The 18,402-nt window shown below is 63.7% G+C and carries 18 protein-coding genes; 13 read left to right on the plus strand and 5 right to left on the minus strand.

Going from position 1 to position 18,402, the window contains the following annotated elements; translation table 11 throughout:
* Positions 1 to 18: 18 nt before the first annotated feature.
* Together dxs and PVU19_RS09310 are read left to right on the plus strand one after the other, a co-directional pair.
* The gene (gene dxs / locus PVU19_RS09305; RefSeq protein WP_050661605.1) at positions 19 to 1,947 is read left to right on the plus strand and encodes a 1-deoxy-D-xylulose-5-phosphate synthase; all 1,929 of its coding nucleotides are present in this window, start codon (positions 19 to 21) and stop codon (positions 1,945 to 1,947) included.
* A gap of 33 nt (positions 1,948 to 1,980) precedes the next feature.
* Positions 1,981 to 3,069 carry a PQQ-dependent sugar dehydrogenase gene (locus PVU19_RS09310; RefSeq protein WP_050661604.1) on the plus strand — a complete coding sequence of 363 codons (1,089 nt, stop codon included), beginning with the start codon at positions 1,981 to 1,983 and terminating at the stop codon, positions 3,067 to 3,069.
* A gap of 67 nt (positions 3,070 to 3,136) precedes the next feature.
* Here PVU19_RS09310 and PVU19_RS09315 read toward each other — a convergent pair whose 3' ends face one another.
* The gene (locus tag PVU19_RS09315) at positions 3,137 to 4,138 is read right to left on the minus strand and encodes a GlxA family transcriptional regulator (protein WP_050661603.1); all 1,002 of its coding nucleotides are present in this window, start codon (positions 4,136 to 4,138) and stop codon (positions 3,137 to 3,139) included.
* A 174-nt stretch (positions 4,139 to 4,312) separates the two neighbouring features.
* Here PVU19_RS09315 and PVU19_RS09320 point away from each other — a divergent pair, with 174 nt between their 5' ends.
* Entirely contained in the window at positions 4,313 to 5,683 is a 1,371-nt protein-coding gene (locus PVU19_RS09320; protein WP_050661602.1) for a class II 3-deoxy-7-phosphoheptulonate synthase, read from the plus strand.
* A 100-nt stretch (positions 5,684 to 5,783) separates the two neighbouring features.
* On the opposite strand, the gene PVU19_RS09325 is transcribed toward PVU19_RS09320, so the two are convergent.
* Positions 5,784 to 6,419, minus strand: coding sequence for a PAS domain-containing protein (locus tag PVU19_RS09325; protein ID WP_050661601.1), 636 nt, complete (start codon positions 6,417 to 6,419; stop codon positions 5,784 to 5,786).
* A gap of 273 nt (positions 6,420 to 6,692) precedes the next feature.
* On the opposite strand from PVU19_RS09325, the gene PVU19_RS09330 reads away from it, so the two are divergent.
* From PVU19_RS09330 to phoB, 10 genes are all read left to right on the plus strand, one after another.
* Positions 6,693 to 7,583, plus strand: a complete 891-nt coding sequence (locus tag PVU19_RS09330; RefSeq protein ID WP_050661625.1) for a YicC/YloC family endoribonuclease — start codon at positions 6,693 to 6,695, stop codon at positions 7,581 to 7,583.
* Between the two features lie 63 nt (positions 7,584 to 7,646).
* Positions 7,647 to 8,288 (plus strand): guanylate kinase, encoded by a 642-nt coding sequence (gene gmk / locus PVU19_RS09335; protein ID WP_050661600.1) that lies wholly within the window; start codon positions 7,647 to 7,649, stop codon positions 8,286 to 8,288.
* The gene (locus PVU19_RS09340; RefSeq protein WP_050661599.1) at positions 8,285 to 8,806 is read left to right on the plus strand and encodes a gamma carbonic anhydrase family protein; all 522 of its coding nucleotides are present in this window, start codon (positions 8,285 to 8,287) and stop codon (positions 8,804 to 8,806) included. The genes gmk and PVU19_RS09340 overlap by 4 nt, the downstream gene beginning before the upstream one ends.
* 6 nt (positions 8,807 to 8,812) lie before the next feature.
* Entirely contained in the window at positions 8,813 to 9,850 is a 1,038-nt protein-coding gene (locus PVU19_RS09345; RefSeq protein WP_050661598.1) for an ATP-binding protein, read from the plus strand.
* A 148-nt stretch (positions 9,851 to 9,998) separates the two neighbouring features.
* The gene (locus PVU19_RS09350) at positions 9,999 to 11,039 is read left to right on the plus strand and encodes a substrate-binding domain-containing protein (RefSeq protein WP_050661597.1); all 1,041 of its coding nucleotides are present in this window, start codon (positions 9,999 to 10,001) and stop codon (positions 11,037 to 11,039) included.
* A 92-nt stretch (positions 11,040 to 11,131) separates the two neighbouring features.
* Positions 11,132 to 12,604: a phosphate ABC transporter permease subunit PstC gene (gene pstC, locus PVU19_RS09355; protein ID WP_050661596.1), complete on the plus strand. Its 1,473-nt coding sequence runs from the start codon at positions 11,132 to 11,134 to the stop codon at positions 12,602 to 12,604.
* On the plus strand, positions 12,601 to 13,929 hold the full coding sequence (pstA, locus tag PVU19_RS09360; RefSeq protein WP_050661595.1) for a phosphate ABC transporter permease PstA: 1,329 nt from the start codon (positions 12,601 to 12,603) through the stop codon (positions 13,927 to 13,929). The genes pstC and pstA overlap by 4 nt, the downstream gene beginning before the upstream one ends.
* A 15-nt stretch (positions 13,930 to 13,944) precedes the next feature.
* The gene (gene pstB, locus PVU19_RS09365) at positions 13,945 to 14,745 is read left to right on the plus strand and encodes a phosphate ABC transporter ATP-binding protein PstB (protein WP_050661594.1); all 801 of its coding nucleotides are present in this window, start codon (positions 13,945 to 13,947) and stop codon (positions 14,743 to 14,745) included.
* 22 nt (positions 14,746 to 14,767) lie between these two features.
* Positions 14,768 to 15,496, plus strand: coding sequence for a phosphate signaling complex protein PhoU (gene phoU, locus PVU19_RS09370; RefSeq protein ID WP_050661593.1), 729 nt, complete (start codon positions 14,768 to 14,770; stop codon positions 15,494 to 15,496).
* A gap of 17 nt (positions 15,497 to 15,513) precedes the next feature.
* A complete protein-coding gene (gene phoB / locus PVU19_RS09375; protein ID WP_050661592.1) occupies positions 15,514 to 16,203 on the plus strand; it encodes a phosphate regulon transcriptional regulator PhoB in 690 nt (229 codons plus the stop codon).
* Between the two features lie 20 nt (positions 16,204 to 16,223).
* On the opposite strand, the gene PVU19_RS09380 is transcribed toward phoB, so the two are convergent.
* The 3 genes from PVU19_RS09380 to PVU19_RS09390 all read right to left on the minus strand — a co-directional run bounded on the left by PVU19_RS09380 (position 16,224) and on the right by PVU19_RS09390 (position 18,308).
* Complete coding sequence (locus PVU19_RS09380; protein WP_152911587.1) at positions 16,224 to 16,640, minus strand: hypothetical protein; 417 nt, start codon at positions 16,638 to 16,640, stop codon at positions 16,224 to 16,226.
* 54 nt (positions 16,641 to 16,694) lie between these two features.
* Positions 16,695 to 17,522 carry a LysR family transcriptional regulator gene (locus tag PVU19_RS09385; protein ID WP_050661590.1) on the minus strand — a complete coding sequence of 276 codons (828 nt, stop codon included), beginning with the start codon at positions 17,520 to 17,522 and terminating at the stop codon, positions 16,695 to 16,697.
* 309 nt (positions 17,523 to 17,831) lie between these two features.
* The gene (locus tag PVU19_RS09390) at positions 17,832 to 18,308 is read right to left on the minus strand and encodes a hypothetical protein (protein ID WP_152911586.1); all 477 of its coding nucleotides are present in this window, start codon (positions 18,306 to 18,308) and stop codon (positions 17,832 to 17,834) included.
* Between the last annotated feature and the right edge of the window lie 94 nt (positions 18,309 to 18,402).

An 18,402-nucleotide genomic window follows, 5' to 3' on the forward strand; every position in this document is an offset into this window, starting at 1 on the left:
CCCCCAAGGAGGGGCCCTATGCCAGACCGCCCGACCACCCCGCTCCTCGATCAGGTGCAAAGCCCCGCCGATCTCAAGCGGTTCAGCGACGGGCAGCTTGAGACCCTCGCCCATGAACTGCGCGCCGAGACCATTGCGGCGGTATCGGAGACCGGCGGGCATTTGGGCGCGGGGTTGGGCGTGGTGGAACTCACGGTGGCGCTGCATCACGTGTTTGACGCGCCGCGTGACAAGATCATCTGGGATGTGTCGCATCAAAGCTATCCGCACAAGATCCTGACCGGGCGGCGCGACCGTATGCGCAGCATCCGCCAAAAGGATGGGCTGTCGGGCTTCACCAAGCGCTCTGAATCGCCCTATGACCCGTTCGGAGCCGCGCATAGCTCCACCTCGATCAGTGCCGCGCTCGGTTTTGCCGTGGCGCGTGATCTGGGCGGGGCCTGTCCGACCGGACATGGGGATGCCATCGCGATCATCGGCGACGGCGCGATGTCGGCGGGCATGGCTTTTGAGGCGATGAACAACGCGGGCCATCTGGGCAAGCGGCTGATCGTCATCCTGAATGACAACGAAATGTCCATAGCGCCGCCTGTGGGTGCGCTGTCGTCTTATCTCTCGCGGCTTTACGCGGGCGAGCCGTTTCAGGAATTCAAGGCCGCGGCCAAAGGGGCGATTTCCCTCCTGCCGCCACCCTTTCAGGAAGGTGCGCGACGCGCGAAGGACATGCTCAAGGGCATGACCGTGGGCGGCACGCTGTTTGAAGAGTTGGGGTTTTCCTATGTCGGGCCGATCGACGGGCACGACATGGAGCAGCTCTTGCCGGTGCTGCGCACGGTCAAGGCGCGGGCCACGGGGCCGATCCTAATTCACGCGCTGACCAAGAAGGGCAAGGGCTATGCCCCCGCCGAGCGCGCCCGCGATGGCGGCCATGCGACGGCCAAGTTCGATCTGGTGACCGGCGAGCAGAAAAAGGCCCCCTCGAACGCGCCGAGTTATACCAAGGTCTTTGCCAATGCGCTGCTCGATCAGGCCGCAAGGGACGACAAGATCTGCGCGATCACGGCGGCGATGCCGGATGGCACCGGGCTCGATCTGTTTTCCGAACGCTACCCGTCGCGCTGTTTTGATGTGGGCATTGCCGAACAGCACGCCGTGACCTTTTCCGCCGGGTTGGCGGCGGGCGGTATGAAGCCCTTCTGCGCGCTATATTCCACGTTCCTGCAACGCGGTTACGATCAGGTTGTCCACGATGTGGCCATTCAACGCCTGCCGGTGCGCTTTGCCATTGATCGTGCCGGGCTGGTGGGGGCAGATGGGGCGACCCATGCGGGCGCGTTCGATGTCGCTTTCCTTGCCAACTTGCCGGGATTTGTCGTGATGGCCGCTGCCGATGAGGCGGAGCTTGTACATATGGTGGCCACGGCGGCGGCACATGATGACGGGCCGATTGCCTTTCGCTATCCGCGCGGCGAGGGGTCTGGCGTGACCATGCCCGAGCGCGGCGAACCTCTGGAGATCGGCAAGGGGCGGATCATTCAGGAGGGGAGCCGCGTTGCGATCCTGTCTTATGGCACGCGGCTCAAGGAGGTGATGGAGGCGTCCGAGGCGTTGCGCGCGCGCGGGATCACGCCGACCGTGGCCGACGCCCGCTTTGCCAAGCCTCTGGACGAGGCGCTGATCCTCGATCTGGTCGAGAACCATGAGGCGATGATCACCATCGAGGAAGGCGCTATCGGCGGATTTGCAAGCCATGTCAGCCACTTTCTGAGCGAAGCTAAAGTGTTTGATGACGGGTTCAAGTTCCGTTCCATGGTGCTGCCGGATATCTTCATAGACCAGGCAAGCCCGGCGGATATGTATGGCACGGCGCGGCTCAACGCGTCGGATATCGAGGCGCGGGTGCTTGATGTCCTCGATATCGCGCAAGTGAGTGGCAAACGCGCCTGACGTGCTTATCTTGAGACGGGAAAGGAGATTTCCATGACCCGTTTCACCGCTTTTATCCTCGCTATTGGTGTCGCCGCAGCGCCCGCCCATGCGCTCGACTCAAGCGCCGGGCCGCTCAATGTGACCAAGGTGGTCGATGGCCTTGATGCGCCGTGGGCGTTGGAGCTCCTGCCGGATGGCGGGATGTTGATCACCGAGCGCGACGGACGGCTTTTGCATATCGCGGATGGCCAAAGCCGCGCGATCAACGGCCTGCCGGAGATCGCAGCACGCGGTCAGGGTGGCTTGCTCGACCTGCTGATCCCGCGCGATTTCGCGCAGAGCCGCGAGGTCTATTTCAGCTACTCCAAGCCGCAATCCGGTGGCGCGGGCACCGCCATCGCCCGGGCGCGGCTGGCCCCCGGCGCGGATCGGCTGAGTGACCTCACGGTGATTTTTGAGATGGAGCCGGGCTCCTCCGGCGGGCGGCATTTCGGCTCGCGTCTCATCGAAGGGCGCGACGGCTATCTCTACGCCACCATAGGCGAGCGCGGCGACCGTCCCTCGGCGCAGGATCTGGGGCGCGAGAACGGCTCGGTGATCCGCATCGCGCGCGACGGGTCGGTGCCCGCCGACAACCCTTTCGTGGACACGCCCGGCGCGCAGCCGGAAATCTGGTCCTACGGGCACCGCAATCCGCAGGGGGCGGCGCTCGATGGGTCCGGCACTCTCTGGGTTGTCGAGCATGGCGCACGCGGTGGCGACGAGGTGAACCGCGTCGAGAAGGGCGCAAACTATGGCTGGCCGGTGATTTCCTACGGGCGGCACTATTCGGGCGCGAAGATCGGTGAGGGCACGTCCAAGCAGGGCATGAAGCAGCCCGCGCACTATTGGGATCCGTCCATCGCGCCCTCGGGCATGATGATCTATCAGGGCGACATGTTCCCCGACTGGCGCGGCGATATCTTCGTGGGTTCGCTCAAGTTCGACATGATCTCACGGCTCAAGGGCACACCGCTGGCAGAGGTGGAGAGACTGGACTCTGCCGAGACATCGCGCGTGCGCGATATCGTCGAGGCCCCTGATGGTGCGATCTGGTTTCTGAGTGTTGGGCAGGGCGCGGCCTATCGGATCACACGCTGAGGTAGGCCGAAATCTTGAACAGATTTGGGGTCGCTTTCTTTCCAAGAAAGCGGCGCGTCGTCCGAAATCAGACCGACAGACGCGAGGTATGCGCCCCGCGTTCGCGGTAGGGCGTTGTGTTGTAATGCGCGCGGTAGCATTTCGAGAAATGCGAGGGCGAAGCAAAGCCGCAGGCAAGCGCCACGTTGATCACCGTCATGTCGGTCTGCATCAACAGGTTACGCGCCTTTTGCAACCGCAGTTCCATGTAATACCGCTTGGGGCTCCGGCTGAGGTAGCGGCGGAACAGACGTTCCAGCTGGCGGGTCGACATGCCGACCTCGCGCGCCAGGATCGAGGGGCTGATCGGGTCCTCGATATTGGCCTCCATCATCTGGATGACCTGGCTCAGCTTGGGGTGGCGCACGCCGATCCGGGTCGGCACGCTCAGGCGCTGCGTGTCCTGATCGGTGCGGATCGAGGAATAAATCTGCTGATCGGCCACCGCATTGGCTAGCTTCTCGCCGTGATCGTCCGCGATGATGTTGAGCATCAGGTCTATCGAGGAGGTGCCGCCCGCCGTGGTAAACCGGTTGCCATCAATCACGAAAACCGACTTGGTCAGTTGCACTTCGTCGAATTCCTCGAGGAAGGCGTCGTGGTTTTCCCAGTGGATCGTCGCGCGCTTGCCATCAAGCAGACCGGCCTTGGCCAAGACATAGGACGCGGTGCAAAGCCCGCCCATGCGCAAGCCCCGGCGCGCCTCGCGGCGCAGCCAGTTGAGCATCTTCTTGGTGGCTGCCTTCTGGATATCGACCCCGCCGCAGACGATCACCACATCCTCGCGGCCGAGTTCCGCAAGCGGGGAGTCCACGTGGAAGCGAACGCCGTTGGAGCAGGTGATGATGTCGTCGGTATCACCGGTCAGCGCCCAGCTGTAAAGTTCCGCCTCGGCCATGCGGTTGGCGATACGCAGGCATTCCACCGCCGAGGCAAAGCTCAGCAGGGTGAAATTGTCGAGCAGCACGAAGATAAAGCGCTTGGGCGCTTTCGGCGCATCGACATCGATTTTCGCGGTCTCAGGTTTCATAGCTCTTCCGAATCCCCGGACAGTCCGGCCATCATTCGCCTGTGTCACGAAACCGTCGCGATTGACAAGACATGAGGTGTCGATTGCAGGCGATTCCTGCAACTCCTGTATGGCCTCTTGGGCGTGGCTTTAGTATAGACCGGGCCTGACATTCGATAAAGCGGAGACTGAAACATGACGGATTGGCAGAAATCGGGCTGGCGCGCGAAGCCGCGGGTGCAGATGCCGGACTATACCGATGCCGCCGCCCTCGCGGCGGTCGAGGCCCGTCTGACACAGTATCCGCCGCTGGTCTTTGCTGGCGAGGCGCGGCGTTTGAAATCGCAGCTTGGCGCGGCCTCGCGCGGCGAGGCGTTTCTGTTGCAGGGCGGCGATTGCGCCGAGGCGTTCGACCAGTTTTCGGCTGATGCCATTCGCGACACGTTCAAGGTGATGTTGCAAATGGCGATGGTGCTGACCTACGGGGCCAAGGTGCCGGTGGTGAAGGTGGGCCGCATGGCCGGGCAATTCGCCAAGCCGCGCAGCGCGCCGACAGAGACGGTCGAAGGGCTGGAACTGCCCAGCTATCGGGGTGACATCATCAACGAACTGGCTTTCACCCCCGAAGCACGCATCCCGAACCCGGAAAAGATGCTGCAGGCCTACACTCAGGCGGCGGCGACGCTGAACCTGCTGCGCGCCTTTTCCAAGGGCGGCTATGCCGACATGCACCAGGTGCATCAGTGGACACTCGGGTTCACCGAGAGCGAGAAGGCCGCGAAATACCGCGAAATGGCCAATCATATCGCCGATGCGCTCGACTTCATGACGGCGGCGGGGATCGACAGCGCGCAGGCGCATACCCTGCAGACGGTGGATTTCTATACCTCGCATGAGAGCCTCCTGCTGGAATACGAGGAGGCGCTGACGCGTCTTGACTCGACCTCCGGCAAATGGCTGGCGGGTTCCGGCCACATGCTGTGGATCGGCGACCGCACCCGGCAGCCCGACGGCGCGCATGTCGAATTTCTGCGCGGGGTGCAGAACCCCATCGGCCTCAAATGCGGCCCGACGATGACCTCCGACGATCTCAAGCGCCTGCTGGCGACGCTCAATCCGGGCAACGAGGCCGGGCGTCTGACGCTGATCGCGCGGTTCGGAGCGGGCAAGGTCGCCGACAACCTGCCGCGCCTCATTCGCACGGTCGAGGAAGAAGGCGCCAAGGTGCTCTGGGTCTGCGATCCGATGCATGGCAATACGATCAAATCGGCGACCGGCTACAAGACCCGGCCGTTTGAGGCGGTGTTGCGCGAGGTGCAGGAGTTCTTCGGCATTCACCGCGCCGAGGGCACGATCCCGGGCGGGGTGCATTTCGAGATGACCGGGCAGGACGTCACCGAATGCACCGGTGGCATGCGGGCCCTGTCGGACGAAAACCTCAGCGACCGCTATCACACCGCCTGCGATCCGCGCCTCAACGCCTCGCAATCGCTGGAGCTTGCGTTCCTCGTGGCCGAGGAACTCAAGGTATTGCGCGACGACCGCAAGCAGGCGCAGGCGGTCTGACCGATCGCGCCACCCGCGACCGCAGCTCCAAGCCGTTTGCAAACGGCTTGACCCGCGCTTTGCAAAGCGCGGTGGAAGGCCCTTGCAAGGGCCTTCCCGCTTAGGTCACCAGTTGGAGATATGCGCGGCCGCGGTTTTTGCTGCGACCGCGATCCGTGCCGCAGAGCCCGCCGGGAAGGACCTGAAAGTCGCCCGCCTCCTCGATTCCGGCGACCGAGGTTGCCCGGCAGCTCATGATCTCGAACCGGCGCGGTGCGCGGCCCGAGGCCCCCCGCGTCACGAGGCAGCCGAGCGTGCGGGATACATCGCCGAGATCGCTGCGCAGGGGCAGCATCACCAGCGTGGCGTGCATTTCTGGCCGACCAAGGGTGCCGGGGCTGCGCAACTCCATCCGCAAGGTGGTGGGACCTTCGAAAAGATCGACCAGGTGCAGCGCGAACGCGTCGCGCGCCGGCGGGGCGATGAGGCACGACAACGGCATGCCGCGCACCTCCATGCCCATGATCTCGCTCAGGTGCATCCCCGCCACCCGCAGCCGGGTGACACCCGGCGCGATGCGTTCGGCGATGAAGGCGTTGGACAAGAGCGGCTCGATCCGGCGCGGGTCGATATCGGCGCGTCTGGGCACATCCTGGCCGCGCCGCGCCTCGTTCCAATAGGCGTGCAATGCCCGCAGATGTGCCTCTACGCGCGGCTCTTGTCCTGCGGTTTCCATCGGTCTTGCGTCATCGCGCATGGCATCATCCTTGTGTCGTGTCTCGTGGCCCGTGTCGCATCCTGAGCTGATCGGTTTCAGCCTTCATGCGCCGCGTTAAGCCGCCTCTGCGGCTGCGTGCGGTGCGTTGAGATTGGCACAAATTGTCTCGCAAGTGTCTAAAATTTGCGGGGATTGGTTAACCTCTCGTGGCCGCGCCGTGCAGAGCGGTTCAGCGGCAGAGCGGCTTGCCAGCCCGGCGCGGGCGCTCTAGGAGGGGATCATTCACTGCTCCTGCCCAGAGGCCCGATGCCCATGATCCACTCGATGACCGCCTTCGCCACCCGCCAGGGACGCCATGCGGATCACGCCTGGGCCTGGGAGCTGCGCGGCGTCAACGGCAAGGGGCTCGATCTGCGCCTGCGGGTGCCGGACTGGATCGAAGGGCTGGAGGCGGGGTTGCGCACGCGTCTGACATCGGCGCTTGGCCGGGGCAATGTCACCGTCAGCCTGCGCGTTCAGGGCGCGGCCGAGGGGGCCACGGTCGGGCTAGATTCTGCGGCGTTCGATGCGGTTCTGGCGGCCATGGCCGAGGTCGAGGCGCGCGCCATGGCGCAGGGCCTCACGCTGGCGCCTGCCAACGCCGCCGATGTTCTGGCGCTGCGCGGGGTGCTGGAGACTGCGCCGCCTGATCCCGATACGGCCGCCCTCGGGCAGGCGATCCTCGCGGATTTCGAACCGGTGCTGGAAAGCTTTGTCGCCATGCGGGCCGATGAGGGGGCCGCGCTTGGCAGCGTGCTGGCGGGCCATCTGGACGAGATCGCACGGCTGACCGAGGCTGCCGCCGATCTTCTCGCCACCCGGCAGGAGGATATCGCCCGCCAGCATCGCGCAGCGCTCGCGCGGGTGAGCGAGGCTGCGCCAGAAACCGACCCGGCACGCATCGCGCAGGAACTGGCGATGCTGGCCGTGAAGCTGGACGTGACCGAGGAGATTGACCGCCTGCGCGCCCATGTGGCCGCGGCGCGCACGCTTCTGGCCGAGGGTGGGCCAATTGGGCGCAAGCTTGATTTCCTGGCGCAGGAATTCAACCGTGAGGCTAATACGCTGTGCTCCAAGGCGCAGCATACGGGCCTGACCGAGATCGGCCTCGCGCTCAAGACGGCGATCGACCAGATGCGCGAACAGGTGCAGAATGTCGAATGAGAGACGCGCCACAAAGGGCGGACTGGATTTTTTTGGCAAGATGAAGACAGGGGAAGCGGCGCGATGACGGACCGGCGCGGGTTGTTGATCATTCTCTCCTCGCCGTCGGGCGCGGGCAAATCCACCTTGTCGCGGCGGTTGCGGGACTGGGACCCGACGATTTCCTTTTCGGTATCCGCCACCACGCGCACCCCGCGCGAGGGCGAGGTCGACGGGCAGGATTACCATTTCCTGAGCGAGGAGCGGTTCAAACGCGACGTGGCGGCGGGCGAGATGCTGGAGCATGCCCATGTCTTCGGCAATTTCTACGGCTCGCCCAAGGGGCCGGTCGAGACCGCGATCAATGCCGGGCGCGATGTTCTCTTCGACATCGACTGGCAGGGCGCGCAGCAGATCCGCAACTCGGCGCTTGGGGCGCATACGCTGTCGATCTTTCTGTTGCCCCCCTCGATCCGCGAATTGCACCGACGGCTGGAGACACGGGGACAGGACAGCCCCGACGTGATCGCGCGCCGCATGCAGAAAAGCTGGGACGAGATCAGCCATTGGGATGGCTATGATTTCGTGCTGGTGAATGACGATCTCGACGCGACCGAGGCGCGGCTGCGGACAATCATCGAGGCCACTCGTCTGCGCCGTGGCCAGCAACCCTGGCTGACCGACCATGTCCGCCATTTGCAAGCTGAATTCGAGGAGACGCTATGACCATTTACACCCTTGACGGACACCGCCCCGAGATCGCCGAGGATACCTGGGTCGCCCCCGATGCCAACCTGATCGGCAAGGTCGTTCTGGACGACGGGGCCTCGGTCTGGTTCGGCGTCACGCTGCGCGGGGACAACGAGGTGATCCATATCGGCGCGGGCACGAATGTGCAGGAAAACACCGTGATGCATACCGACATGGGGTATCCGCTGGTGATCAGCGCGGGATGCACCATCGGCCACAAGGCGATGCTGCATGGCTGCACCATCGGCGAGAATTCCCTGATCGGGATGGGGGCCACGGTACTCAATGGCGCAAGGATCGGGCGAGATTGCCTGATCGGGGCGGGCGCGCTCATTACCGAGGGCAAGGAAATCCCCGACGGGAGCCTCGTGATGGGGACGCCGGGCAAGGTGATCCGCAGCCTCGATGAGGCCGCCATCGCCGGGCTGAAGGCGAGCGCGCTGCATTACCAGCAGAACATGCGCCGGTTTCGCGCCGGGCTGAGCGAGGTCTGACGCGCCATGCAGGGTCTGGCCTCGGTTCTGGCGGGGATGCCGCTGGCGGCGCTGCTGATCGGCCCGGACGCGCGCATCGCGTCGGCCAATGACGCGGCCTGCGATATGATGGGGCAGGGCATTGTCGGGCGGCATTTCCTGACCGCCCTGCGCCAGCCCGATGTGCTGGAGGCGATCGAGGCCACGCTGCGCGACCACGCACGGCGCAAGACCGGCTACCAGATCTCCGAGGCCGGGCGCGACAGCAGCTTCGAGGTGCATGTGGCCTATGTCGAGACCGACAGCACGCGCGGTGTGCTGGTGTCGTTCGAGGACATGACCGAGCGCGAGCAGGCGGCACAGATGCGCCGCGATTTCGTCGCCAATGTCAGCCATGAATTGCGCACGCCGCTCACCGCGCTCATGGGGTTCATCGAGACGCTGCAGGGGCCTGCACGCCGCGACGAGAAGGCGATCGACCGGTTTCTTGGCATCATGCAGACCGAGGCCGCACGCATGGAGCGGCTGGTGCGCGATCTTCTGTCACTCAGCCGGGTCGAGGGCGAGGAACGCGTGCGCCCGCGCGAGGCGGTGGATCTCTCCGAGGTGATCGGCTCGGTCGTCTACATGCTGCGCCCGCTGGCGCGCGAGAGCGGCACGGAACTGATCTTCGAGGGCGGCGAGGGCATGCAGGCGCCCGGCAATGCCGATCAATTGCAGCAGGTTTTCACCAACCTGATCGAGAACGCGATCAAATATGGCGGGGCGGAGAATCGGATCACCATCACGCTCGACCGGCACCCCAAGGACGCCACGCTGCGCATGCCGGCCGTCGTGGCGCGGGTGCGCGATACCGGGCCGGGGATCGACCCGCTGCATATCCCGCGCCTGACGGAACGCTTCTACCGGGTCGATACGCACCGCTCGCGCGAGATGGGGGGCACCGGGCTGGGGCTGGCGATCGTCAAGCATATCGTCAACCGCCACCGCGGGCGGCTGCGAATCTCCTCGACCCCCGGCGAGGGCAGCGAATTCACCGTGATCCTGCCGCGCTGGATCGCCTGAGCCCTTTTTTCCAACGATTTCCGGCAAATCGGCGACTGTCATGAAACGGTTACATAAGTGTAACAAAAGCGTCGCTGAAAGTGCTTAGCACCGCCCCCAAGGTCGCCCTGCCGGGCGGCCCTGTGAAACCGAACTCAGGGAGCAATCCATGTCTCTTCTCAAAACCACCGTTTCCGCCGCTGCTCTGGCCGCTCTGGCCGCAGGCAGCGCTGCTGCTCGCGACAACGTACAGGTCGCCGGCTCGTCGACCGTTCTGCCCTACGCCTCGATCGTTGCCGAACTCTTTGGCGACAACACCGATTTCCCGACACCGGTCGTCGAATCGGGCGGCTCGTCCTCGGGCCTCAAGCGCTTCTGTGAAGGCGTCGGCGAAAACACCATCGACGTTGCCAACGCCTCGCGCGCCATCCGCGAAAAAGAGATCAAGGCCTGCGCCGAAAACGGCGTGACCGACATCATCGAAGTGCGCATCGGCTATGACGGCATCGTTTTCGCCAGCCAGCAGTCCGGCCCCGCCTTCACCGAATTCCAGCCGACCGACATCTTCAATGCCATTGGCGCGCAGGTGCTCAAGGACGGCGAGATCGTTGCCAACCCGCACAACAGCTGGGCCGAGTTCAACAGCGATCTGCCCGACGCTGAAATCGCCATGTTCATCCCCGGCACCAAGCACGGCACCCGCGAAGTCTTCGAAGAGAAGGTTCTGCTGGTCGGCTGTGAAGAAACCGGCGCGATGAAGGCGATGATGGACGGCGGCATGTCCGAGGACGACGCCGAGGATGCCTGCCTCGACGTGCGCGCCGACGGCAAGTCCGTGGATATCGACGGCGATTACACCGAGACCCTGGCGCGTATCGACGCGAACACCAGCGGCATCGGCGTGTTTGGCCTCGCATTCTACGAGAACAACACCGACAAGCTCAAGGTTGCCACCATGGGCGGCGTTGCTCCCTCGACCGAGACTATCGCTTCGGGTGAATACCCGGTGTCGCGTCCGCTCTACTTCTACGTCAAGAAAGCGCATATCGGCGTGATCCCCGGCCTGAAGGAATACGCACAGTTCTTCGTCGCCGACGAGATCGCAGGCCCCGGCGGCCCGCTGTCGAACTACGGCCTCGTCTCGGACCCCGAACTGGGCGAAGTTCAGTCCGCAGTTGCGAATGAAAAGGTAATGGGCGGCGGCTCCTGATAGCCCCGTCCTGCCATGCTCGGGGGGCGGTTTTGACGCCGCCCCCCGTTTTGTCTGCTTTGCCAACATGAATTGATGATACGGGGGCCCGCATGCCGCTTCTCTGGCTGATTTTGATCGTTCTTGCCATTGCGACCACAGGCTATGTGCTGGGACGGGCGCGTGTCATGGCACGGGTTGGCGGCGACAGCCGCGACCTGCATTCTCTGCCCTCCTATTACGGATATAACGTCGCTCTCAAGGTTGTGCTGCCGTCCTTCCTTTTACTGTTGGTCTGGTTGCTGGCGCAGCCGATGATCGTTAACGGCACCGTCGCCGCGGATATTCCCGAAAGCGCGATCCCCGATGGCTCCAGCCGCGGTCTGATCATGTCAGAGGTACGCCGCACCTCCGAAGGGCTCGACAATGCCGTGGCGCAGGGGCTGATGACCGAGGACTTCGCCCGCAACGCGCGCAGTGACTTCAACGACGTCACTCAGCGGCTAAAGGATGCCGGGCAGATCGTGACCGCGCAGGTCACGCAGCCGATCCTGCAGGCGGCGCAGCGTTATCGGATCATGAACGACACCGGCAACCTGATCCTGAGCGCGCTCGTGATCCTCGTGGCTCTTGCCGGGGCCGCCTGGGGCATGCGCGAGATGCGCCCCGAATTTCGCGCCCGCAACGTGGTCGAATACGTGGTGCGTGGCGTGCTGGTTGCCGCCGCCTCGGTCGCGATTCTGACCACTCTGGGCATCGTGCTGTCGCTGGTGTTCAACACCATCGAGTTTTTCCGCCTCTACCCGGCATGGGACTTTTTCTTCGGCACCACGTGGTCGCCGTCCTTTACCGGGCGCGGGGGCAGCTCTGAACTGGGGGTTCTGCCGCTTCTCTGGGGCACGTTCTATATCTCCATAGTGGCGCTTATGGTTGCGGTGCCGGTCGGGCTATTTGCGGCGATCTACCTGTCGGAATACGCCACCCCGCGCGTGCGCTCCTTCGCCAAGCCGATGCTGGAGGTGCTCGCGGGTATCCCGACCATCGTTTACGGTCTCTTCGCGCTGCTGACCGTGGGGCCGCTGCTGATGGCGGTCTTCGGCAAGGACGGTCTGGGCTGGATGCAGGCGGGCACGGCTGTCATGACCGCTGGTCTGGTGATGGGCATCATGCTCATCCCCTTTGTCAGTTCTTTGTCCGATGATATCATCAACTCGGTGCCGCAGGCGATGCGTGACGGCTCTTACGGGCTGGGGGCCACCAAGTCTGAAACCATCCGGCAGGTGGTGCTGCCCGCAGCACTGCCGGGCATCGTGGGTGCGATCCTGCTGGCCGCCAGCCGCGCCATCGGCGAGACCATGATCGTGGTGCTCGGGGCGGGGGCCGCCGCGCGCCTCTCGCTCAACCCGTTCGAGGCGATGACCACGGTCACCGCCAAGATCGTGAGCCAGCTGACGGGCGACGCCGACTTCGCCAGCCCCGAGGCGCTGGTGGCCTTCGCGCTCGGTATGACGCTCTTTGTCATCACGCTCGGGCTCAACATTTTTGCCCTCTACATCGTTCGCAAATACCGGGAGCAGTATGAATGACCGACGCAACGCTAAACACTGGCGGTGACCGTCCCGGCAGCTCGCTCGCAACTCAGGATGCGCGCACCAAGCGCCGCAACCGCGCCGAGGCCCGGTTCAAGGCTTATGGCCTCACCGCGATCCTGATTGGCATCTTCTTCCTCGTGGTGCTTGCGGTGTCGATCATCCGCTCCGGTAGCCCGGCCTTCACGCGTACGATTGTTGGGGTCGAGTTCACCATCACGCAACCGCAAATTGACGCAGCGGAAGGCGAGCTTTTCAAGACTAAGGCCTATCAGACCCTCTTCATCGACGCGCTCAAGCAGCAGCTTGACGCGCGCGGCATGGAAATGGAATTCGATGAAGATTCTATCGAGCGACTGCTCGGCAAGGTCGGCAGCACGCTGCGCGAATATTACCAGGCCAACCCCGGTGAGATCGGCACGCCCGTCAGTTTCGAGCTCGCCGCGTCCTCGCGCGTGGATGGCTATCTTAACGGGCGACTGACCCGCGACTCGGTTAAGGACAGCCGCTTTCTGATGGCTGCCGATCTCGATCTAGTCGATGCCTTGCAAGAGGCCGGTATCGTGCGCTCAAGTCTCAACTGGACCTTCATCACCGGGACCGATTCCGGCGTGGACAATCCCGGCGGTGCCGGTATCGGGGCGTCGGTCGTGGGGTCGTTCTTCATGATGCTGGTGGTGCTGGTCCTCTCGCTGCCGATCGGCGTCGCGGCGTCGATCTACCTCGAGGAATTCGCACCGCAGAACAAGTTCACCGACCTCATCGAGGTGAATATCTCGAACCTTGCCGCCGTGCCTTCCATTGTGTTCGGTATTCTCGGCCTCGCGGTCTTCATCCAGTTTGCGCACCTGCCGCAGTCTGCCCCTTTGGTCGGGGGGCTTGTGCTGACGCTGATGACCCTGCCGACGATCATCATCTCGACCCGCGCCTCGCTGCGCGCCGTGCCGCCGTCGATCCGCGATGCGGCACTCGGCGTCGGCGCGTCCAAGATGCAGTCGGTCTTTCACCACGTGCTGCCGCTCGCCATGCCCGGCATCCTGACCGGCACGATCATCGGCCTCGCGCAGGCGCTTGGAGAAACCGCGCCGCTTCTGCTGATCGGCATGGTCGGCTTTGTCGCGCGCGGCTATCCGGACGGCGTGGTGTCGGGCTTCATGGACCCCAACTCGGCGATGCCCGCGCAGATCTACACCTGGGCCGCGCGCGCCGATCCGAGCTTTTATGAAAAGGCCTGGGGCGGCATCATCGTGCTCCTCGTCTTCCTGCTGACCATGAACATTATCGCGATCATCCTGCGTCGCCGGTTTGAACGCCGCTGGTAAGAAAGGTATCCCACCATGTATGACGCCCCTAATCTTGCGGAGAACAAAGTGACCCAAGACAAAATCAAGATCGCCGCGCGCAAGGTGCAGGTTTATTATGGCGACACCCACGCCATCAAGGACGTGGATGTGGATATCCTCGACAACACGGTGACGGCCTTCATCGGCCCCTCGGGCTGCGGCAAATCCACCTTCCTGCGCTGCATCAACCGGATGAACGACACGATCGACATCTGCCGGGTGCAGGGCGATATCCTGCTCGACGGGCAGGATATCTATGACAAGCGCGTCGACCCGGTGCAGTTGCGCGCCAAGGTGGGCATGGTGTTCCAGAAGCCCAACCCGTTCCCCAAGTCGATCTACGATAATGTCGCCTATGGCCCCCGCATTCACGGGCTCGCCCGCACCAAGGCAGACCTTGACGAGATCGTCGAGAAATCCTTGCGCCGCGCCGCGCTGTGGAATGAGGCCAAGGACCGGCTCGACCAGCCCGGCACCGGCCTCTCGGGTGGCCAGCAGCAGCGTCTCTGCATCGCCCGCGCCGTGGCAACGGCGCCCGAGGTGCTGCTGATGGACGAGCCGTGTTCGGCGCTCGATCCGATTGCCACCGCGCAGGTCGAGGAACTTATCGACGAATTGCGGCAGGACTATTCCGTGGTGATCGTCACCCACTCCATGCAGCAGGCCGCACGCGTCAGCCAGAAGACCGCGTTCTTCCATCTCGGCAACCTTGTCGAATACGGCGACACCGGCACCATTTTCACCAACCCCGAAGATGAGCGCACCGAAAGCTACATCACCGGGCGCATCGGCTGAGGCCAGGATCAGGATCATTCCAATGTCAGACCAGCAGCATATCGTCTCGTCCTTCGACCGCGATCTCGAAACCATTCAGGCGCAGATCATGAAGATGGGCGGCATGGTCGAGCGCGCCATCGCCGACGCCGCCCGCTCGCTCGAAAACCGCGACGAGGAACTGGCCGAGGAGGTGCGCGGCCGCGACAAGGCCATTGACGCGCTCGAAGAGCAGATCAACGAGGAAGCCGCCCGTGTCATCGCCCTGCGCGCGCCGACCGCGCGCGACCTGCGCCTTGTGCTAACGGTGATCAAGATTTCCGCCAGCCTCGAGCGGATCGGCGACTATGCCAAGAACATGGCCAAGCGCACGTCGGTGCTGTCGAGCATGGCCCCGGTCAACGGCTCTCCGGCCGCGTTGCGCCGGATGGCGCGCGAGGTCGAGGAGATGCTCAAGGACGTGCTTGACGCCTATATCCAGCGCGATGCCGATCTGGCGCTTGAGGTGATGCACCGTGATCAGGACGTCGATCAGATGTATAACGCGATCTTCCGCGAATTCCTGACCTTCATGATGGAAGACCCGCGCAACATCACGCCCTGCATGCATCTGCACTTCATCGCCAAGAACACCGAACGGATGGGTGATCTGGTGACCTCCATCGCGGAGCAGGTGATCTATCTGGTCTCTGGCGAAATGCCCGAGGATCCACGCCCCAAGGGCGACACGACTTCGGTCGATCCCAGCATCGCCCCCGATATCAAAGCCTGACACAGGAGAGACCGCCGATGTCCGCCGATCAACCCACCGTGCTGCTGGTCGAGGATGAGCCCGCGCAGCGCGAGGTTCTGGGCTATAACCTTGAAGCGGACGGGTTCCGTGTCGTCACCGCCAGCAATGGCGAGGAGGCGCTGTTGATGGTGTCGGAAATGCCGCCCGATATCATCGTGCTCGACTGGATGATGCCCAATGTGTCGGGCATCGAGGTCTGTCGCCAGCTCAAGACCCGCTCCGAGACGCGCGCCATTCCGATCATCATGCTCTCGGCGCGCTCCGAAGAGGTCGATCGGGTGCGCGGGCTGGAAACCGGTGCCGATGACTACGTGATCAAGCCCTATTCATTGGTCGAACTGATGGCGCGGGTGCGCGCGCAACTGCGCCGCACGCGGCCTGCCACGGTGGGCGAGCGGCTGGAATATGACGATATCGTTCTGGACGCCGAGACCCACCGTGTGACCCGCTGCGACAAGCCACTGAAGCTGGGTCCGACCGAGTTTCGGCTGCTCTCGACCTTCATGGAAAAACCCGGACGCGTCTGGTCGCGCGAGCAATTGCTCGACCGGGTCTGGGGGCGTGACATCTATGTCGATACCCGCACGGTCGACGTGCATATCGGGCGGCTGCGCAAGGCGCTGTGCCAGCATGGTGGCGATGATCCGTTGCGCACCGTGCGCGGGGCCGGCTACGCGCTTGGCTGACGCGCAACCGGTCGGGGCGATCAGATCGAATGGCGAACCCGCCAGCCCCCGGAATAGAGCCGCCATGTCCCGCCGCCGGTGATGGCAAGGATCACGACCGCCAGCAGCGCGGTGACATGCGGCCATGTCCACAGATCGACCCGGGCGGAATTTATCCATGTGTCGCCATGCAAGATAACCGTGGCGGTGCAGATCACGAAGCCGATCAGTGCCACGATCCGGCTATGCACCCCAAGCGCCAACCAGATCACCACAAGGCTCAATAGTGCCGCCACGGCGATATCCATCCAGGGATCGCCGGTGTGCAGAGCCTGCGTCGTGGTCCCGGTCCACGTCTTCAACGCGCCGGGGGCCAGGGCATGGGTCACGTGTGACGCGAAGAATGCCGCAAGGTATAGTCGGCTGAGAAGACCAGCCGTGCCGAATGCCTGTATCATGTCTGCCTCGATTGCTTGTTTTTAAGCGAACTGTGCAACCAAGACGTGTTTGCTTCAAGCCAGGCTATCGCAAAAGCGATGTTGCATTTCGCGCAACTCGCGCGTTTTTCGTTTTGCTTCAAGTAATTGCGTGCTCACCCAGTTCACCGTTGCGCGGATGTCAGGATCGGTGCTTCGGGTCTCATGATGGATCACGTAGAGATCGCGCGTGACGTCGAGGCCCGCAGGACCGATCAATTCAATATCGGGCTCTTGCGCGGCAACGATGACGGGCAATGCCCCCGCAACACCGATATCGCGCATGACGCGTATGGCCTGTGGGAAACTGTCAACGAGGACGGTGGGATCGCTGTTGAAGAAATGCCGGCGCGCCTCGATATAAGGCCCGGCCACGCGCTCTCCCAGACTGACCCATCCATCGCCATTGCGCCAGCCTTTGGGGGCGAAGAGGGCGAAATCCAGCACGCCGCAGCGCTTGACCCGTACGCGCCCGGATTCGGGCGGGTAGAAGACCACGCTGATATCCGTGGTGCCAAGCCCGCTTTCGTGCACGCGGCTTTCCAGAACCGGCCGAATGCCGGGGCTGGTCTTCACGAACTCCCGTATGCCCTGGCTCAGCATATGCGACAGCACCGTGGGGGGCGCACCGATCTTGACGTCTCGTTTCGCGGTCGGTTGATAGCTTTGCAGGCGGGCCAGTTCGCTTTCAAGCATACCGTCAGCCTGTTCGAACGCCGTCACCAGATCCCGCAGCGCGGGGTTGAGGTGCCAATCGCCATCGGCTTTCACGAACGGATAGATGCCAAGCGTCTCGCGTAGCCGCGCGATCTGGCGCGACACCGTGGAGGTGGTGGTGCCGATCTCGCTTGCGGCATTGGTCATTGACCCGCAGCGCTGAACGGTCAGGACAACGCGCAAGTCATCGTAAATGCGCGCGAAAGAAGGGGGCGGCGAGGACGTTGTGGGCAAACCTTGGGGAACCTCATGTGAAGATTGTTCGGAACTGGGAAACACTTAAAGTGAGCCGCATATGGCGGTCGCGCTTCGTTCTACAAGCGGCGTCTGTGCATACCCGGTATGCAGCGTCGCACCGGGGAACGAAGACAAAATCACATTTACGTGATTACCGCATGGTTGCGCAAGGCGCCTGCGGCACAGCGACGGATTGTATCGGAAAAGCGCCGGTTGCGCCTACGCGCCGCCCGGCGTCACGATCCGCCACTCGCCCGTCGGCAGGCGCAGCGTGCAGCTTGTGGCGTCCAGGCGCGGTTGCGGGGCGTCCGTGGCGATCTGAGCCGCGCGCACCCGGTCCGGGTCGCATTGCGGCAGCGACACCGGACGATACCCCGCCTGCGCCATGCATTGCTCGGTGACGCGGGCGCGCAGGCCCTGATTGGCATCATAGCTTTCGGTGCGTGCCGGGCTGATCAACCGGTGGCGCGTGTAGCACCGGCCATGCGAATTGCAGTAGCGGTAGGGCGCATATTGCGCGGGAATGTAGCGCGTGCGGATGTCGCGCGGCACCTGGTTCAGGGCCGAGACAAGGCAGGCGGTCAGGTTGGCCTCGATCTGCGCGGGGGCGGCCCCGGGCTTGTGATAAAGCGCGGGCGGTGCGCAGGCACCAAGCAGCACGAGGCAGACGAGAGAAAGGCGAGCGATACGGGTCATGCACGCATCATAGCCGGGCCGCGCGCCGGGGACAAAGCAATTGACCGCATCTGGCCCTTCTGTCATGCAACGGCGTCAGACAGGATGAGGCAAG

Origin of the sequence: Roseovarius tolerans (assembly GCF_028885395.1) — a bacterium.
Lineage (GTDB): Bacteria > Pseudomonadota > Alphaproteobacteria > Rhodobacterales > Rhodobacteraceae > Roseovarius > Roseovarius tolerans.

Bases quoted from the DNA above. Each gene is read 5' to 3' on its own strand.
- dxs (WP_050661605.1), top strand. From the start codon at position 19: ATGCCAGACCGCCCGACCACCCCGCTCCTCGATCAGGTGCAAAGCCCC.
- PVU19_RS09310 (WP_050661604.1), top strand. From the start codon at position 1,981: ATGACCCGTTTCACCGCTTTTATCCTCGCTATTGGTGTCGCCGCAGCG.
- PVU19_RS09315 (WP_050661603.1), bottom strand. From the start codon at position 4,138: ATGAAACCTGAGACCGCGAAAATCGATGTCGATGCGCCGAAAGCGCCC.
- PVU19_RS09320 (WP_050661602.1), top strand. From the start codon at position 4,313: ATGACGGATTGGCAGAAATCGGGCTGGCGCGCGAAGCCGCGGGTGCAG.
- PVU19_RS09325 (WP_050661601.1), bottom strand. From the start codon at position 6,419: ATGCGCGATGACGCAAGACCGATGGAAACCGCAGGACAAGAGCCGCGC.
- PVU19_RS09330 (WP_050661625.1), top strand. From the start codon at position 6,693: ATGATCCACTCGATGACCGCCTTCGCCACCCGCCAGGGACGCCATGCG.
- gmk (WP_050661600.1), top strand. From the start codon at position 7,647: ATGACGGACCGGCGCGGGTTGTTGATCATTCTCTCCTCGCCGTCGGGC.
- PVU19_RS09340 (WP_050661599.1), top strand. From the start codon at position 8,285: ATGACCATTTACACCCTTGACGGACACCGCCCCGAGATCGCCGAGGAT.
- PVU19_RS09345 (WP_050661598.1), top strand. From the start codon at position 8,813: ATGCAGGGTCTGGCCTCGGTTCTGGCGGGGATGCCGCTGGCGGCGCTG.
- PVU19_RS09350 (WP_050661597.1), top strand. From the start codon at position 9,999: ATGTCTCTTCTCAAAACCACCGTTTCCGCCGCTGCTCTGGCCGCTCTG.
- pstC (WP_050661596.1), top strand. From the start codon at position 11,132: ATGCCGCTTCTCTGGCTGATTTTGATCGTTCTTGCCATTGCGACCACA.
- pstA (WP_050661595.1), top strand. From the start codon at position 12,601: ATGACCGACGCAACGCTAAACACTGGCGGTGACCGTCCCGGCAGCTCG.
- pstB (WP_050661594.1), top strand. From the start codon at position 13,945: ATGTATGACGCCCCTAATCTTGCGGAGAACAAAGTGACCCAAGACAAA.
- phoU (WP_050661593.1), top strand. From the start codon at position 14,768: ATGTCAGACCAGCAGCATATCGTCTCGTCCTTCGACCGCGATCTCGAA.
- phoB (WP_050661592.1), top strand. From the start codon at position 15,514: ATGTCCGCCGATCAACCCACCGTGCTGCTGGTCGAGGATGAGCCCGCG.
- PVU19_RS09380 (WP_152911587.1), bottom strand. From the start codon at position 16,640: ATGATACAGGCATTCGGCACGGCTGGTCTTCTCAGCCGACTATACCTT.
- PVU19_RS09385 (WP_050661590.1), bottom strand. From the start codon at position 17,522: ATGACCAATGCCGCAAGCGAGATCGGCACCACCACCTCCACGGTGTCG.
- PVU19_RS09390 (WP_152911586.1), bottom strand. From the start codon at position 18,308: ATGACCCGTATCGCTCGCCTTTCTCTCGTCTGCCTCGTGCTGCTTGGT.